This window comes from Nocardia otitidiscaviarum (genome assembly GCF_007362295.1).
In the GTDB taxonomy this organism is placed as follows: domain Bacteria; phylum Actinomycetota; class Actinomycetes; order Mycobacteriales; family Mycobacteriaceae; genus Nocardia; species Nocardia otitidiscaviarum.
The window spans coordinates 6501984-6519081 of the sequence record NZ_CP041695.1 but is presented as its reverse complement, the minus strand read 5'-3'; the positions used below and the strand labels follow the sequence as shown (position 1 = coordinate 6519081).

Annotated in this window: 13 protein-coding genes; 8 read left to right on the top strand and 5 right to left on the bottom strand. The window is 69.7% G+C overall.

Going from position 1 to position 17098, the window contains the following annotated elements:
* Window positions 1–105: 105 nt before the first annotated feature.
* From FOH10_RS29275 to FOH10_RS29260, 4 genes are read left to right on the top strand one after another with little or no spacing between them, the layout of a single operon-like run.
* On the top strand, window positions 106–2682 hold the full coding sequence (locus FOH10_RS29275) for a serine/threonine-protein kinase (protein WP_143983093.1): 2577 nt from the start codon (window positions 106–108) through the stop codon (window positions 2680–2682).
* Window positions 2679–4976, top strand: a complete 2298-nt coding sequence (locus FOH10_RS29270) for a protein kinase domain-containing protein (RefSeq protein WP_143983092.1) — start codon at window positions 2679–2681, stop codon at window positions 4974–4976. Before FOH10_RS29275 ends, FOH10_RS29270 begins: the two co-directional genes overlap by 4 nt.
* Window positions 4973–5683 (top strand): cyclase family protein, encoded by a 711-nt coding sequence (locus FOH10_RS29265; RefSeq protein WP_143983091.1) that lies wholly within the window; start codon window positions 4973–4975, stop codon window positions 5681–5683. Before FOH10_RS29270 ends, FOH10_RS29265 begins: the two co-directional genes overlap by 4 nt.
* 9 nt (window positions 5684–5692) lie before the next feature.
* Window positions 5693–6370 carry a nucleoside/nucleotide kinase family protein gene (locus tag FOH10_RS29260; RefSeq protein WP_039808940.1) on the top strand — a complete coding sequence of 226 codons (678 nt, stop codon included), beginning with the start codon at window positions 5693–5695 and terminating at the stop codon, window positions 6368–6370.
* Here the strand turns inward: FOH10_RS29260 and FOH10_RS29255 are convergent.
* Genes FOH10_RS29255 through FOH10_RS29245 form a run of 3 tightly spaced genes read right to left on the bottom strand, consistent with a single transcriptional unit; the run spans window position 6355 to window position 9609 of the window.
* A complete protein-coding gene (locus tag FOH10_RS29255) occupies window positions 6355–7242 on the bottom strand; it encodes a PfkB family carbohydrate kinase (RefSeq protein WP_143983090.1) in 888 nt (295 codons plus the stop codon). The genes FOH10_RS29260 and FOH10_RS29255 overlap by 16 nt on opposite strands.
* Window positions 7243–7251: 9 nt before the next feature.
* Complete coding sequence (locus FOH10_RS29250; protein ID WP_143983089.1) at window positions 7252–8091, bottom strand: SDR family oxidoreductase; 840 nt, start codon at window positions 8089–8091, stop codon at window positions 7252–7254.
* Complete coding sequence (locus FOH10_RS29245) at window positions 8092–9609, bottom strand: aldehyde dehydrogenase family protein (protein ID WP_143983088.1); 1518 nt, start codon at window positions 9607–9609, stop codon at window positions 8092–8094.
* Window positions 9610–10048: 439 nt separating this feature from the next.
* Between FOH10_RS29245 and FOH10_RS29235 the strand changes: the two genes are divergently transcribed.
* Window positions 10049–11296 (top strand): PucR family transcriptional regulator, encoded by a 1248-nt coding sequence (locus FOH10_RS29235; RefSeq protein WP_244961421.1) that lies wholly within the window; start codon window positions 10049–10051, stop codon window positions 11294–11296.
* A gap of 12 nt (window positions 11297–11308) precedes the next feature.
* Here FOH10_RS29235 and FOH10_RS29230 read toward each other — a convergent pair whose 3' ends face one another.
* Window positions 11309–11563 (bottom strand): DUF2277 domain-containing protein, encoded by a 255-nt coding sequence (locus FOH10_RS29230; protein WP_029925185.1) that lies wholly within the window; start codon window positions 11561–11563, stop codon window positions 11309–11311.
* A 191-nt stretch (window positions 11564–11754) separates the two neighbouring features.
* Here FOH10_RS29230 and FOH10_RS29225 point away from each other — a divergent pair, with 191 nt between their 5' ends.
* Window positions 11755–12579: a DUF1266 domain-containing protein gene (locus FOH10_RS29225; RefSeq protein ID WP_029925187.1), complete on the top strand. Its 825-nt coding sequence runs from the start codon at window positions 11755–11757 to the stop codon at window positions 12577–12579.
* 89 nt (window positions 12580–12668) lie between these two features.
* Here FOH10_RS29225 and FOH10_RS29220 read toward each other — a convergent pair whose 3' ends face one another.
* Entirely contained in the window at window positions 12669–13598 is a 930-nt protein-coding gene (locus FOH10_RS29220; protein ID WP_029925189.1) for a hypothetical protein, read from the bottom strand.
* 321 nt (window positions 13599–13919) lie between these two features.
* Between FOH10_RS29220 and ftsH the strand changes: the two genes are divergently transcribed.
* Together ftsH and folE are read left to right on the top strand one after the other, a co-directional pair.
* The gene (gene ftsH / locus FOH10_RS29215) at window positions 13920–16301 is read left to right on the top strand and encodes an ATP-dependent zinc metalloprotease FtsH (RefSeq protein WP_143983086.1); all 2382 of its coding nucleotides are present in this window, start codon (window positions 13920–13922) and stop codon (window positions 16299–16301) included.
* Between the two features lie 121 nt (window positions 16302–16422).
* A complete protein-coding gene (gene folE / locus FOH10_RS29210) occupies window positions 16423–17043 on the top strand; it encodes a GTP cyclohydrolase I FolE (RefSeq protein WP_029925192.1) in 621 nt (206 codons plus the stop codon).
* Window positions 17044–17098 lie beyond the last annotated feature (55 nt).

Below are 17098 nucleotides of genomic sequence, written 5' to 3'. Positions count from 1 at the left end.
CTCGGGGGATGATGGTGTCGGGTGTGGCGGATTCTATCCGCCGCTCCCACCAACCGACCAGTGCGGATTCGATGGGTATCCGTGCCGAGCCAGGCAGGTGCGGGCATGACTTCTGATTCCGATCACCGTTCCGGCCAGCGTACGGCCGGAACGGAATTCACGGCGGTCGCCGCCTTCGCCGCGGCCTGGGACGCGGCCGCCGAGCCACCGCGGATCGCCGACTTCCTCCCGGACGCCACTACCCTGCGCCGTGGGGCCCTGATCGAACTGATCCGGGTCGACATGCGGCACCGCTGGCTGCGCCGCCCGGGCCCCGACCCCCGTCGGCACCTGCGCAAACGGCTCACCGAATACTGTTCCGACTTCCCCGAACTCACCCCCCGCGACCTGCCCGCGGGCCTGGTCTACGAGGAGTTCGTCGTCCGCCGCCACAGCGGTGAGCGCATCGACCCCCGGGACTGTCTGCGCGAGTATCCCGACCAGGCGACCGAGCTGCGCAAGCTGCTCAATGCCGATGACGAGGATCAGAGCACCCGCCGCTCGGCCTTCGAGGACTCCCGCCGCACCGTCGCTGTCGAGCCGGACACGGCCCCGTCGGGAGGGCCCGGCCGGGACCGGCGGGGAAGTGGGCTCGACGAATCCACGCGTGCCGGTGTCGATCTCGGTGCGAGCACCCGCGGGCCGGGCGAGCCCACGGATGCGGCGACCCAGCCGCCGGACGCGACCGGGTTGTTCGGCTTCGACGACGAAACCCGCACCACCGCGCACGGCACCACCACCCGGTTCGATCCCGCCGCCGCCCCCGATACCGGCGAGTTGCTCGACCGCATCGAGATCGGCCAGCGCATCGACGAGTTCGACCTGCTGACCGGGCTCGGCTCCGGCGCGTTCGCGCGGGTGTTCCTGGCCCGGCAGCGCTCCCTGCAACGGCTGGTGGCGGTGAAGATCTCCGCCGACCACGGCACCGAACCGCAAACCCTGGCCCAGCTGGATCACGACTACATCGTGCGGGTCTTCGACCAGCGCCTGATGTCGGGGCTGATGACCGAGTCGGGCCGGCGGCTGCGGCTGCTGTACATGCAGTTCCTCCCCGGCGGCACCCTGCTGGGCGTGCTGCGCTGGGTGCGCGCCACCCCGCCCGCGGAACGCTCCGGCCAACTGCTGCTCGACGCCGTCGACGCCGCCATGGAGGAGAAGGGCGAGATCCGTCCCACCGATTCCAGCGTGCGCGCCGAGATCGCCGAGCTGAGCTGGCCGGAAACGGTGGCGTGGCTGGGCCGCAGACTCGCCGAGGCGCTCGACTACGCCGACGGCCACGGTGTCCTGCACCGGGACGTCAAGCCCGCCAATGTGCTGCTCACCGCCGAGGCGGTGCCGAAGCTGGCCGATTTCAATATCAGCTTCAGCCGCAATCTGGACGGCGCGAGCCCGGTCTCCTACTTCGGTGGCTCCCTGTCCTACATGTCCCCCGAACAACTCGAGGCGTGCCATCCCGGACGCGCCCGCAGCGCCGCCGACCTGGACACCCGCGCCGACATCTTCTCGCTGGGGGTGGTGCTGTGGGAGCTGCTCACCGGTGCGAAGCCGTTCGACGACACCACGGCCGGGCCCGACCACCACGGCGACCGCACCACCCTGGAGGCCATGCTGGACCGCAGACGCGGCGGGGTGGAGGCCGCCGCCCTGGAGCGGGTGCCGCCCGACTGCCCGGCCGCGCTGCGCCGCGTCCTGCTCACCTGCCTGGCCCCGGACCGCGACCAGCGCTGGAGCAGCGGCAGCGTGCTGGCCAAACAGCTGGACATGTGCCTGGACGAGCGGGCCCGCGACCTGGTGGACCCACCGCCGCACAGTTGGCGGCTGCGGCTGCGCTCCTGGCGCATCCTGGTGATCACGCTGGCCATCGGTATCCCGAATGTGCTTGCCTCCCTGTACAACATCGGCCACAACGACATGCTGATCGTGAGCCGCCTGACCGAGGACGCCCAACGCACCTTCACCCTGGTCACCGCCACCGTGAACGGTCTGTTCTACCCGATCGGCATCGTGGTGATCTGTTATCTGGGCCGCCATGTGATCACCGTGCCGCACGGGCTCAAACGCGGCCGGGCCTTCGACGCCGAGACGCTGCGGGCGGCCCGCAAGGATGTGCTGCTGCTGGGCGAGCGCGCCTCCTTCGTGGTGTTCACACTGTGGGTGCTGGCGGGCATCACCTTCCCGATCTCGCTGCGCCTGGCCACCGGTGAGATTCCCGCGCGCGGCATGGTGCACTTCCTGGTGTCGCTGGTGGTGTGCGGGGCGATCGCGGTCGCGTACCCGTTCTTCCTGGTCACCTTCTACCTGGTGCGCTGCATCTATCCGATGTTCCTGCGCCACGGCGACATCAGCGCCGACGACGCGGTGTGGCTGCACCGGCTGGGCAGCCGCTGCACCGGGTACCTGGCGGTGGCCGCCTCGGTGCCGCTGCTGGCGGTGGCGGGTGTGACCTTCCTGCGGCCCTCCGACATTCCGGAGATCATTGTCGCCGTGCGGGTGCTGTGTGTCGGCGGGATCGTCGCGTTCGTCGGGGTGTACTGGCTGTTCCGGGCGCTGGAGGCGGATCTGCGCGCGCTGGAGCGGGTGGTCGACCCGGACCGGAGCATGTACGCCGACCAGTCACCCGCTCGGGGCGTGGCGGCACCGTGACCGTGGACGATTTCCATGCGGAGGCGGTGGCCCGGTTCGTCGCCGACTGGGAGGCCGTGTTGCGCGGCGGCGGCTTCGAACCCCCACCGCTGCACCGCTACGTACCCGACGGCACCGAGGTGCGCCTGGCGGTGCTGGCGGATCTGGTGCGCATCGATATGCGGCAGCGCTGGCGGCGCACCGGGACGGGTAAGCGAATCACCGAGTACGGCAACGAATTTCCCGAGGTGGCCGACAGCCCGCACTTCGTCGAGCTGGTGTGCGAGGAATACCTGGTGCGCCGCCGCTATCGGCAGGTGGACCTGGAGACCTTCAGTGCCGAATATCCGGAGCTGGCCGGGGAGATCCGGGCGCGGTTCGCCGACCGGAGCGCCTACGCCCCGCCGAGCCTCCCGGCGCATATCGACATCGGGCATCGGCTGGACGATTTCGACCTGCTCACCGATCTCGGCGGCGACGAACGCAGCCGGGTGTTCCTGGCCCGTCAGCTGTCCATGCAGCGCCTGGTCGCCGTCCGGGTGGACACCGGAGCCGACGCGGATGCCGCGACCGTCGCCCGCCTGGACCACCAGTACATCGTCCGGGTCTTCGACGAGCGTCACCTCGAGGACGGCGGAAAGCCGTTGCGGCTGTTGTACATGCAGTACCTGCCGGGCGGCACCGTGGCGGATCTGCTGGCGCGGCTGCGCCGGAACGGGCAGCGACCCGCGAACGGGGCCGCACTGCTGGGCTCGGTGGACGCCGTCATGGAGGCCAGGGGCGAGATCCGGCCCGCCGATTCCAGCGTGCGCACCGAACTGGCCGCCCTCAGCTGGCCGGAAACCGTTGCGTGGGTGGGGCGTCGGCTCGCCGTGGCGCTCGACTACGCCGATCGGCACGGGGTGCCGCACCACGACATCCGGCCCGGCACCGTGCTGTTCACCGCCGAGGGCGTGCCGAAACTGGCCGATTTCGGACTGGCGTCGCGATATCCGGACTTCGACGACTCCACCGCGGACGCGGTTCGGCTGCGCTACCACTCACCGGAATACCTCACCGCACTCCTGGATCCGGCAGCCTCGATGCCCGACACGCGCGGCGACATCTACGCACTGGGTCTGCTGCTGTGGGAAATGCTCACGGGCACACTGCCCTTCGCCGACCTGGACCCCGATGAGCCGCCAGCCGAAGACCTGCGGTCAGGTGGAGCGCGGCACGGTGACGGACCGGCGGAGGGCCATCCGACGAGCGACAACCACGCTGGTGACAACGACACGGTCACGCCTCCCGGCGCGGATCGTCCACGCCTGATCGCCGCGATGCTGCGGCAGCGGAGTGCCGGGGTGCCGCCCGCCGCGCTGGACACGCTGCCCGCCGACACCCCCGCCACCCTGCGCCGGGTGCTGCTGGAGTGCCTGCATCCCCATCCGGACCGGCGCTGGCGCAGCGGCGCGGAACTCGCGGGGCAACTCGATCTGACCCTGGACGCCCGCGCCCGCGATCTGGTCGATCCGCCGCCCGCCAGCCTCCGGCGCCGGGCACGCGGCTGGGCGCTGCCCATTGCCACCCTCTGCGTGGGCGTGCCGAATGTGCTTGCCAGCGTGTACAACATCCGGCTCAACCAGCGTCTCATCGTGGACCGCCTGGCCGAGGCCGACCAGCAGCGGTTCGAGACGGTGGCACTGGTGAACAACTCCATCGCCTTCCCGCTGGCCGCCCTGCTGCTGATCTGGCTGTGCCGCCGCCCGCTCACCGTCCCGTTCCGGCTGGCACGCGGACACGAGTACAGCGCCGCCGAACTCGCCCGCGCTCGTGCGGATACGCTCACCGTCGGCGACCGCGCGGTGCTGGTGCCCTTCGCCATGTGGCTGCTCGCCGGCATCATCTGGCCGCTGGCCCTGGCCGGCTCGGGGGTACCCCTGGCCCCCGGCCAGTTCGCGCATTTCTTCGCCGCGCAGGTGGTGTGCGCGACCATCGCGCTGGCGTATCCGTTCTTCCTGATCACGCTGTTCGCGGTGCGGTCGCTGTATCCGCAGCTGCTGGTGCGCGGCGGCATCGGCCCCACCGACGGGACACAGCTGTGGGCGCTGGCGCGGCGCAGCAACTTCTATCTGGCGGCGGCCGCCTCGGTGCCGCTGCTGGGGGCCGCCAGCGCCACCTTCGTACCCGCCACCGACCTGGAATCGGTGATCGTCCCGGTCCGCTGGCTCAGCGTCGGTGGCATTCTGGCGTTCGTGATCACCTACTGGCTGTTCCGGCTCCTGGAAGCGGATCTGCGCGCCCTGGTGCGCGCCATCCCGCGAGGCGTGCGGTGAGGCCGCCGTTCGGGCGGCTCGTGAACCTGTCGCACGTGCACGATCCGGCGCGGACGCCGCTGTACCCGGGCGATCCGGCCTTCACCGTCGAGACCGTGGCCACCGTGGCCGCGGACGGGTATCTGCTGCGCTATGTCCACCAGGCCGAGCACACCGGAACCCATTGGGGCGCACCCGTGCACTTCGATCCGCGGGGGCTCGCCGCCGACGAACTCGATACGGCGGATCTGCTGCTGCCCGCCGTGAAGATCGACGTGCGGGAGCAGTGCGCCGCCGACCGCGACTACGCCGTCGGCGTCGACGACCTGCGGGCGTGGGAGCAGCGGTACGGCCGCATTCCCGACCAGGCCGCCGTGATCGCCTGGACCGGTTGGGACGCCAGATGGGGCAGTCCGGACTTCCTGGGCGAGGGCGAAGCGCACGGCCGCCAACCCGGATTCGCAATCGATACCGTCGCGTGGCTGCTGGAGACCGGCCGCCTCGGGCGGCGCGGTGCGCTCGGCATCGACACCTTCGGCCCCGATCGCGGCATCGACGACACCTACGCGGTATCGAAACTGCTCTACCGCGAACACCGCATCAGTCTCGAATGCCTCGCCAATCTGTCCGAACTGCCGACCACCGGCGCGTGGGTGTTGGCGGGCGGACCGATTTATCGCGGCGGGTCGGGCGCGCCCGCAACGATTTTCGGCATCCTGCCGCAGTAGGGTGCTGGGATGGCCCGCACCGGCGTCGAAACGTCCCTGGCGGAGCTCGCGGTGCGGGTGGCCGCCAGTGTCGACCGCCGCGCCGATCGGCGGTTCGTCCTCGGTATCGCCGGACCGCCGGGAGCCGGCAAATCGACCCTGGCTCGCGGCGTCCGCGACGAGTTGAACGGCTACGCCGCCAGCCGTATCGCCGAGGTCGCGCCCATGGACGGCTTTCACTTCAGCAATGCCCGGCTGCGCGCCGACGGCGCACTGGCGCGCAAGGGCGAACCCGACACCTTCGATGTCGAGGGCTATGTGAACCTGCTGCGCACCGTGCGGGAGACACCGCCGGGACCGGCGATAGCGTGGCCCACCTATTCCCGGGAACTGCACGAACCGGTACCCGGCGGGGTGGTGTTCGACGAACAGCGAATAGTCGTCACCGAGGGCAATTACCTGCTGCTCGATACGGGCGCCTGGGCGGCCGTCCGGCCGCTGCTCGACCAGAGCTGGTATCTGGACGTGCCGCGCCCGATCATCGAAAAGCGATTGGTGCGCCGCCATATTCGCGGCGGTCGCAGCGCGGCGGACGCGAAGCTCAAAGTGCAGCACAGCGATCTGGCCAATGCGCGGCTGGTGGAGCGCACCCGCTCCACCGCCGATCTGGTGCTGCGCAAATCGGGGCGCGGTTATCGGGTGGATTGAGCGGGCAGGTGGCGTAGCCATTCCCGAGTGCCCGGATATCGGCAGGACAGCGTCGCGATATCGGCGGCGCGACGCAGCGCGGTGACGAAATCCGGTTCCACGGAATGGAAATGGCAGAACGCGCCGTGCAGGATATCGCCCGCGCCGAGCGTGTCCACGGCCCGCTCGGCGCGCACCGGGATCTCCCCGCGGCCCGCGGCGGTGGCATAGCGGATGGGCCGCGCCCCACGCGATACCGCGACCGCTCGCGGCCCCAGCGCCAGGAGCCGATCCAGTACCGCGTCGGTGCCGGGCGCGGTATCCGGCGGGGTGAAGGCCGCCGCGCAGATGGCGATATCCACCAGCGGCAGCAGCTCGTGGTGTACATCGCGCCAGCGGCCCGCGTCCAGCACCACCGGTATGCCGTGCCGCCGGGCCGACGCGGCGGCGTGCAGGGCGAGTTCCGGATAGTGGCCGTCCACGAGCACCACGGCCGCATCGGCCCAGTGCGCCGCGTCCGGGGTGGGCAGCGGGTCGCGCTGCTCCGAACCGTCCATGGAGACGATCGTGCGGCTGCCCGCACCCGTGGCGACCACGATCGACGACACCGGCGGGCGCTGCGCGCGCTCCGGGGCGGTATCCACCACCGTCACCCCGTGCGCTCGCAGATCCGCGCGGATCGGTTCGACCAGAACGTGTCTCCCCAGCGCGGTGATCAGGCTCGAAAGCTGCCCCGAGAGCCCGGCGTAGGCCACCGCCGCATTGGCCGCCGGACCGCCCGCCCCCAGGAACATGCCGTCCGCCCGCACCTTGGTGTCCTCCTCCGGATACCGCTGCACGGCATAGGCGATATCCAGCGTGGACAGGCCGACGAAGACCGCACCGCTACCCATGTGCCGACCCTAGCCGGAGTTGCCGCGCACCCGGTCCTCGTACGCCTTGCGCGCCTGGGCATCCACATCGCCCAGGAAGGCATCCGATGCGCCCAGCGACCGCGCGATGAAATCACCCACCGCCTCCGGCAGCAGTCCCACCACCTGCGAGATGACACCGGCCACCGCCGTCACCCGGACCTTGGACCGTGGCTCCACGATCAGCTCGGCGATGGCGTCCGCGATCTCCTCCGGCTCGGCCGGGCGCAGGATGCGCGGTGCCGAAACACCCGAGCCCAGTTCGGTTTTCGTCAGCGTCGGCAGGACCGAGGAGAAGCGCACGCCGCTGCCGCGATACTCCTCGCGCAGCGTGTCGGTGAAGCCGAGCACCGCGTGCTTGCTGGCGTTGTAGGTGGCCAGACCCGGAATATGGGTCTCCCCGGCCAGCGAGGCGATATTGATGACGTGCCCGCGCCCGCGCGGCAGCATGCGCGCGATCGCCAGCTTGGAGCCGAGAATCACGCCGTACACATTGATGTCGAGAATCCGGCGGGTGATCTGGTCCGGCTCGTCCACCAGCCTGCCGGTGGGCATGATCCCGGCATTGTTGATCAGCACGTCGATCGGGCCGAGTCGCCGTTCCACCTCGTCGAGGAAGTGCTCGAACGATGCCTGATCGGTGACGTCCACCCGGTCGTAGAGGTCGAAACCCCGTGCCACGCCGGACTCTTTCACGGTGACCTCGTCGATGTCACCGATGGCGATCCGCGCGCCGAGCGCCTGCAGCGCGGTGGCGGTGGCCAGGCCGATACCGCGCGCGCCGCCCGTGATGACGACGATTTTGCCTGCGACAGAACTGAAGTCGGTCATCTACTTCTTTCCCGAGAAGGTGTTGAACACGGCCTGGACGCTGAGCCGCCGCATACCGCGTGAGCCCGCCGCCCGCATGGCGGACATGGCGATGGCGAGCTTGGTGGGCGAATACGGGAACCAGAGCAGTTCCTTGGTCTGGGTGGGCAGCAGCGGTTTGGTGATCGCCTGCTGCCGGCAGTACTTGCGCACCCCGTTGGGGCCGCCCCAGCGCGCACCCACGCCCGACAGCCCCCAGCCGCCCATGGGCAGCGCGAAGCTGAACATGTTCGAGAAGACGTCGTTGATATTCACCGCGCCCGCGTTGAGTTGCCGGGCCACGCGTTCGGCCCGCGCCTTGTCGCCGCTCCACACCGACGCCGACAGGCCGTAGATCGAATCATTGGCCAGCCGAACGGCTTCCGACTCGTCGGACACCTTCATGACCGGCAGCGTGGGACCGAACGTCTCCTCGGTCATACAGGTCATGGAGTGATCGACATCGGCCAGCACGGTCGGTTCGAACAGCGTGCCGACACCGGTGCGTTTGCCGCCGGTCAGCACCCGGGCGCCGGCGTCGACGGCCTGCTGCACATGCCGCTGCACGATCTGCGCCTGGTTCTCGTTGGCCAGCGCGCCCATGTCGTATTCGGGTACGCGGCCGTCGACGCCCTGGCGGATCTCCTTGACGGCGGCGGTCAGCTTGGCCAGGAACTCGTCGTACACCGGTGCTTCCACGTACACCCGTTCCACCGAGATGCACACCTGACCGGCATTGAACAGGCCACCGAAGGCGATACCGTGCGCGGCGCGGTCCAGATCGGCGTCGGCCAGCACGATGGCCGGATCCTTGCCGCCGAGTTCCAGGCTGAACGGGATCATCCGTTCGGTGCAGGCGGCGGCGATCTTGCGTCCGGTGCCGGTGGAACCGGTGAACTGCACGTAGTCCACGTTGTCCACCACGGCCTTGCCGGTCTCGCCCGCGCCGGTGACGATGGCGAAAACCGGGGGCGCACCGATCGCCTCCCAGCCGCGCGCCAGCTCCAGCGCCGACAGCGGCGTCACCTCGGACGGCTTGAGCAGCACCGCGGCCCCGGCCGCCAGCGCCGGAATGACGTCGATGGCGGGCATGGCGAGCGGGAAGTTCCAGGGCGTGATCACGCCGACCACCGGGTACGGGCGGAACACCGTCGTCAGCGTCTTCACCCGGGCCAGCGGGCTGTGCGGTGACGGGTGTTCGTCGGCGAGGAATTTGGCGGCGCGGCGGGCGTAGTAGCCGGTGAGATCGACGGCGAAGGCCGGGTCGATGAGGGAGTCGATGCGCGCCTTGCCGGTCTCGGACTGCAGGACGTCGGCGAGGTGATCGGTGTTGTCCACCAGCCAGTCCTGGAGTTTGAGCAGCCACTCCTTGCGGCCCTCCGGCCCGATGGCCTCCCACTCCGGCTGGAACAGGCGCAGCTCGCGCACCTTGGCGGCGACCTCGTCGGCCGAGTGGACGGGCACGACGCCCGCCAGTTCACCGGTCGCGGGATTGCGCACCTCGAATTCCGTCGGCGCGGTGGCGGTCGCGGTAGTGGTGGGTGCCGCGGTGTCGGCGGGCGCTGTGTTCGGGGGCGCTGTGTTCGTGGGCGCCGCCTTGGCCGCGGTGTCTTTCGCGGCTGTCGCCTGCTTCGTGGGTGCCTTCTTGGCCGATCCGGGTGCTTTGGCGGTCCCGGTGGCCTTGGTGGGCTCCGCGTTCCCCGTGGACGCGGCCTTGGCGGTGCGCCGGGTGCCGGTGGATTTGCGGGGCGCGGCCTTGCGGGCACCCCCGGATTCGGAATTGGTCACGATTGCTCTCCCACGTGCGCTACGTTGCGGCCGTGAGCTGTGCGACAGCTCACGAACTATGATCGTGACACAATCCACAAGGACATTCTTGGCCCAATCGGTCAACTAATTCGGCCGGTTTTGTACCAGAAGCACAAACTCGGAGGTGCTCGTGGCGACCACCGCCACCCCCGCGGTCATTCGGCAGTGGATCGCCGACTTCGTCGCCGAAACCCTGCGCACCGACACCCTCGACCAGGTGGTGACGCGGCTCGACAATGCCATCATCGCCCGTGTGCCGGAATTGGCCGACCGGGATATGCGCCGCGATCTGGCCGCGAGCACCCGCGCCCACGCCCTGGAGGTGCTGAGCACCCTCACCCAGGACCATGCCGACTATCCGATCCCGGCGGAAGCGCACGCCTTCGCCCGCACCATCGCGCGGCGCGGCCATGATCTGCGGGTGCTGCTGCGCGTCTACCACGTGGGGCAGGAGGCGGTGATCGAGTACATGAGCGAGACCATCGACGAGCGCCGGCTGCCGCCCGATATCGAAAGGTCGGTGCTGCTGCGGCTTTTCGACCGCTCCACCCGGTGGGTCAGCACCTGCGTCGAAACCCTCACCGACACCTACATCACCGAACGTGAACGCGGCCTGCGGGCGGCGCTGAACCAGCGCGGGGAGATCGTGCGCGCCCTGCTCGACGGCGCCGACCTCGATATCGAGCACGCCTCCGCCAAGATCGGCTATCGGTTGGCGGGCCGACACCTGGCCCTGGTGCTGTGGACCGATGCCGACGCGGTCGCGCTCGGCTCCGCCGACGGCACCGGGGAGGTCGGCGACCGGCTGGACCGCGTGGTGGCCCGCTGCGCCGCCGCGGTCGGCAGCGGCAGCGTGCTCACCATTCCGGCGGGAGCCAGTGCGCTGTGGGCCTGGCTGGCCGTCTCCGACGACGGTGTGCCGCCGGTGGCGGACTGGCCGGTCGAACCGCCGGTTCGGGTGGCCGTCGGCCTGCCCGGATCCCAGCTGGCGGGCTTCCGACGCGGCCATGCCGAGGCGGTCGCCGCCCGCCACGTCGCCGAACGCGCCCGGCCCGGGCTGCCGCGCGTGCTCGACTACCGAGAGGTGGAGGTCGCCTATCTGGCCGGGCTCGACGAACCCGGTATGCGCGCCCTCATCGACCGCGAACTGGGCGTGCTCGCCGCCCCGGACGCCCAGTCGGCCCGCCTGCGCGAAACCCTGCACGCCTATCTGCGGGCCCGCCGCAGCCCCGACGCCGCCGCGAAAGCGCTCGGCGTGCACAAGAACACGGTCCGCTATCGCCTCCAGCGCATCGAGGAACTCCTCGGCCACCCCGTCGACCGGCCCGGCCCCCGCTTGGAGATCGCGCTCGACTGCGTGGCGGTGTACGGGGTGTAGCGGCTCGCCGGGTTACTCCCCGCTGGCGGCCTCGCGCACCGGTTGCGGTTCGGTCTCCGGAATCGCGCCGCGGGCGGGCAGTTCCGCCAGCAATTGCGTGGTGGCGGCGGCGATGGCCGCCACCGCCTTGTCCACCGCCGGTTTCGTGGTAGTGGTCAAACCCGACACTCCGCCCACCTTGCGCACGTATTCCTGTGCGGCGGCGAAGATTTCCTGCTCAGTGGCCGGGGGCTCCAGGCCGCGCAGCAGGGTGATATTCCTACTCATGGCCCAGAGGGTAGCGTCCGATTTCGTTGTGTGACAGGGCATGAATCAGACATTTGCTCGGCGGACACACGCCGTGAACATCGCGGGCGCGGCGTCGCGATCCGGCGCGTACGCTGGGGATTCGAGGTGAACCTTCCCACGCCCTGTGGCGAATAGCGGACGTCTCGAGATCCATGCGGAACAATCGGGGTATGCCCGCCCGCGACGTGCCCACGCTGACGACCTTCCCCTACCCGGAACTCGACCAGCGCGAGGACGACCACTGGTCCGGTGCGCAGGTCAACGACGACGAACTGCGCGCCCTGGCTCTCGGTGGTTTCTACTCGGCGCGCTGGGACGCCTTCCACGACGCGCTGCTGCTCGGACCCGAACGCGAACATCCCCTCGGCGACCGCCGCGAACTCGCCATCGACACCCTGACCGGAGCCTGGGGCATCACCGACGGCACCGAGGCCATGGCCTCCATGGAACAGTTGCTCGACGGTATGCACGGCCCGCTGTACGCCCTGGTGCACCCCTTGGTCATGGCGGCCGTCAACTCCCCCGAACGCGACCGCTTCGGCGAACGCGCCGACCGCCACCGCGCCTTCCTCCGCCAGGTCGGCGCCTTCCGCGGCATGGAGAACACCGAGGCGCTGGTCCGCGACTACGACATCTGGTCCCAGGCCATCAAACTCGGCCTCACCGACCATCTGGTGCGCCCGCTGCCCACCGATATCCAGGCGTGGGACCTCGCCCGGGTGGTCGCGGTGGCCCGCATGGCCTACACCGCCGGCTACCTCGACGCCGACGTGGCCTGGGACTATCTGCTGCGGGCCCTCCCGCTGGCCCAGCGCAAATACCGCAACTGGCGGCAGTTCGGCGATGCCTACCTCACCGGCTGGACCTACTGGCAGGCCTGCGAGGACCTGGCCGAACTGAAATCCGGCGGCGTCGATCGCCGCATGGAACTGCTGCGCCTGTGGAACCGCCCCAGCAGCCCCTGGCGTCGCATCACCCTGCAACCGGAGGACTGAGGGCTCCGCATCGACGATCGTGCCCGCCGCGCGTCGGCGCGGCGGGCACGAAAAACTCAGCGCTACCGGTGAATTCGGTCCCGGTGCTGTCAGTCCGGCAGCGAACGCAGGATGCCGCGTCCGTACCGCTGGAACTGGGCGTCGTCCACCATGCCCAGGGAATGCCGCTCGACCAGCAGCTCCCATTCGGCGTACAGCTTCGCCACCCCCGGATCGGCGGGTCCGGCCGCACCGTCGGCCGATTCGCGCTGAATGGCGAAATTGAGCCCGCCGGTGATCCGTTCGGTATCCGCCCGGTCATTGCCGGTGAAGTGCAGCGTCACATTGCCGTCGTGGATATCGACGCCGTATTCACCGGGCGCGGCGCCCGTGGTCTCCGAATCGTCGGTGGTGCGCGCCCACAGCAGTGCCGCGATGGGCATCTCGTGTGCGTACCGGCGTCCGGAGCCGGTGGAGATGAAGATCATCCGATCGGTGGTGACCGCGAGCAGTCCGGCTCCCCGGCCCGCGGGCGGCTGGGCCGTCACCACGGCCGTCTCCAGCACGTACTCACCGGGCGTGACGTAGCGGTTCAGCGCCGCGACCGCGGTCTTGGCCTCCCGCTTGGGAGCCATCCGCCGGGCCGCGCGGTCCACGTCGGCGCGCGCCGGTCCGCCGCGTCCCCAGGCCGGGGTGGGCGGTGTCAGGTCGGGGGCGGCGACCTCGAGGCGCTGGGTGGCCAGGATCTGGTTGTTGATCCGCTCCACGATCACGGTGGCCGCGGGCACATCGTGTTCGGCGATGAGGACGGGTAGGGGAGTGCGGTCGGCGGGGACGCCCGTCAGTACGGGGGTGGGGTACCTGAGATAGATTTCTATGACGACGGCGTCGTCGGCGCGCCGGTTCAACCTGACCTTGAGAAGGTCGCCTACCGGCACATCGAGAACGCGCTCGCCGTCTGTTCCTGGTCTCAGCACCGTCAGCCGCCCGTTGCCGTGACGGACTATCGCTGTGGGTGTCCGTAGCTCGACGATGTCCATACCCCCTACGCTCGTGTTGTGTTGTCGGTCACGATAGGGCGAACATGCCATGATTGTGGCCACTTGGGCCGACGCTCACCATGCTCGCCCGAAGGGTTTTGCGGCAGATGGTTGGGGAACCACCCGCGTTCTCCGGCCGTTTACCTGTTGAACTGCACAAGCTGCCGAACCTCGCGATGTAACGATGTAGACCGTACGCGGTAACGTGGCATGTCCGCATCCGTTCCGTATGGAAACGGGCGCGCTCGTGACGCAAGCTCTACAGCATCGCAGGCAAAAACCGGAATCACCGGAAAGGACTGGCCCGCCGGCCGACGCTCTATGAACCGCAAGACTGTGTTCCGCAACCTGGCCATAGTCGCGGGCTTCCTGCTCGTGATCTACCTGGTCAGCTACTTCAGCAACGACACGCGCGGCTGGAAGAACGTCGACACGTCGGTGGCGCTTTCCCAGCTCCAGGACAAGGACAACATCGATCAGGTCCAGATCGATGACAAAGAACAGCAGCTGCGCATCACGCTGAAGAACGGCAATGATGCCACCGACGGCCAGACCAAGATCATTGCCAAGTATCCGGGCGGCAGTGAGGTGTCCGCGCAGATCCTGCAGGACGTGCAGGAGACCGGTGCGAAGTACAACACCTCCGTCAAACAGGACTCCTGGCTGAGCCAGATCCTGCTGTTCATGCTGCCCATGATCCTGCTGCTGGGCCTGTTCATCTTCGTCATGGCCCGCATGCAGGGCGGGGGCCGCGGCGGCATGATGGGCTTCGGCAAGTCCAAGGCCAAACAGCTGTCCAAGGACATGCCCAAGACCACCTTCGCCGATGTCGCGGGCGCCGACGAGGCCGTCGAAGAGCTCTACGAGATCAAGGACTTCCTGCAGAGCCCGGCCCGCTACCAGGCCCTCGGCGCGAAGATCCCCAAGGGCGTGCTGCTCTACGGCCCGCCCGGCACCGGCAAGACCCTGCTGGCGCGCGCCGTCGCGGGCGAGGCCGGGGTGCCGTTCTTCACCATCTCCGGCTCCGACTTCGTCGAGATGTTCGTCGGCGTCGGCGCCTCCCGGGTGCGCGACCTGTTCGACCAGGCCAAGCAGAACAGCCCCTGCATCATCTTCGTCGACGAGATCGACGCGGTCGGCCGCCAGCGCGGCGCGGGCCTGGGCGGCGGCCACGACGAGCGCGAGCAGACGCTGAACCAGCTGCTGGTCGAGATGGACGGCTTCGGTGAGCGCACCGGCGTCATCATCATCGCGGCCACCAACCGCCCCGACATCCTCGATCCGGCGCTGCTGCGTCCGGGCCGTTTCGACCGTCAGATCCCGGTCAGCAACCCGGACCTCGCGGGCCGCCGCTCGATTCTGCGAGTGCATTCGCAGGGTAAGCCGATCGCGCCCGACGCCGATCTGGACGGGCTGGCCAAGCGCACCGTCGGCATGTCCGGCGCGGATCTGGCCAATGTCATCAACGAGGCCGCGCTGCTCACCGCGCGTGAGCACGGCAACCTGATCACCAGTGCCGCGCTGGAGGAATCCGTGGACCGCGTGATCGGCGGCCCGCGGCGCAAGTCCCGCATCATCAGCGAGCACGAGAAGAAGATCACCGCCTACCACGAGGCCGGGCACACCCTGGCGGCGTGGGCGATGCCCGATATCGAACCCGTCTACAAGGTCACCATCCTGGCCCGCGGCCGGACCGGCGGCCACGCCATGACCGTGCCCGAGGACGACAAGGGTCTGATGACCCGTTCGGAGATGATCGCCCGCCTGGTCATGGCCATGGGCGGTCGGGCGGCCGAGGAGCTGGTGTTCCACGAGCCCACCACCGGTGCGTCCTCGGATATCGACCAGGCCACCAAGATCGCGCGGGCCATGGTCACCGAATACGGCATGAGCGCCCGGCTGGGCGCGGTGCGCTACGGGCAGGAGCAGGGCGATCCGTTCCTGGGCCGGTCCATGGGCACCGGTTCGGACTACTCGCACGAGGTCGCCCGCGAGATCGACGAGGAGGTGCGCAACCTCATCGAGGCCGCGCACACCGAGGCGTGGTCGGTGCTCAACGAGTACCGCGACGAACTCGACTCCCTGGCCAGCGCCCTGCTCGAGCGCGAGACCCTGCACCGCAAGGATCTCGAGGCGGTGTTGGAAACGGTCGACAAGCGCCCGCGCATCACCGCGTTCAACGATTTCGGCGAGCGGGTGCCCTCGGATCGCCCGCCGGTGAAGACCCCGCGCGAACTAGCCGCCGAGCGCGGCGAGCCGTGGCCGGAGGAGACGCCGGATCTGGCCAAGCAGCCGCCCGCGCCGGTACCGGGCAACGGCTACCCGCAGCCCGCCGGCTATCCGGCCGGACAGCCCTACGCGCAGCCCGCCCCCGCGGGCTACCCGGCCCCGCCCGCCCCCGCCTACGGCGGCCGCCAGACCGGGACGCACGGTTCGCGGCCCGACTACGGCGCCCCGGCCGGATGGTCCGCTCCGGGCTGGCCGCCCCAGGACGAGCCGCAGCAGGGACAGCACTCCGCGCCGCCCGCCGTCGGCGGCTGGGCGCCCGCGGGCGGTCGGCAGCCGGAGTACGGCTACCAGCGGCCCCCGCAGCAGCCGGAGTACGGGCAGCAGGGCTATCAGCCCGGTCAGGCCGCCCCGCAGCCCGGCGGGAACAGCGAGGACGACGACAACGGTTGGGACGGACCGAACGGTCGTCGCTGACGGCCGCTTGGATACTCTCGATGGGTTCGCGGTCCCGGGCTCGGTTCATCCGGCCCGGGACACCGAGACCGCGAACCGGCCGTGCCGGTCAGGCGCGGACCTTGAACACAGGAGGTGCCGATTGTCGGCCAACAACCGCGTCGTCTCCGGCCCGATCGCGCTCGACACCGGTCGGCCGTTCGACCAGGAGCGCGCCGAAGCCGCCGTACGCGAGTTGCTGATCGCGGTCGGCGAGGACCCGAACCGTCCGGGGCTCATCGACACCCCCGGACGCGTCGCCCGTGCGTACCGGGAAATGTTCGCCGGTCTCTACACCGAGCCGGACGCGGTGCTGAACACCACCTTCGACGAAGGCCACCAGGAACTCGTGCTGGTCCGCGACATCCCCATGTACTCGACCTGTGAACACCACCTGGTGTCCTTCCACGGCGTCGCCCACGTCGGCTACATTCCGGGCCCGCACGGGCGCGTGACGGGCCTGTCCAAGCTCGCCCGCCTGGTGGACCTCTACGCCAAGCGCCCGCAGGTGCAGGAGCGCCTCACCAGCCAGATCGTCGACGCCGTCATGCGCAAACTGGACCCGCGCGGCGCGATCGTGGTGGTGGAGGCCGAACACCTGTGCATGGCCATGCGCGGCATCCGCAAGCCGGGCGCCAGCACCACCACCTCCGCGGTGCGCGGCCTGTTGCAGAGCAGCCCTTCCTCCCGCGCGGAGGCCCTCGATCTGATCCTCCGGAAGTGAGCTGTGTCTAATTCGACGGCACGGCTGCTCGAGCCGCGTGGGGGTCGGTCCTGCG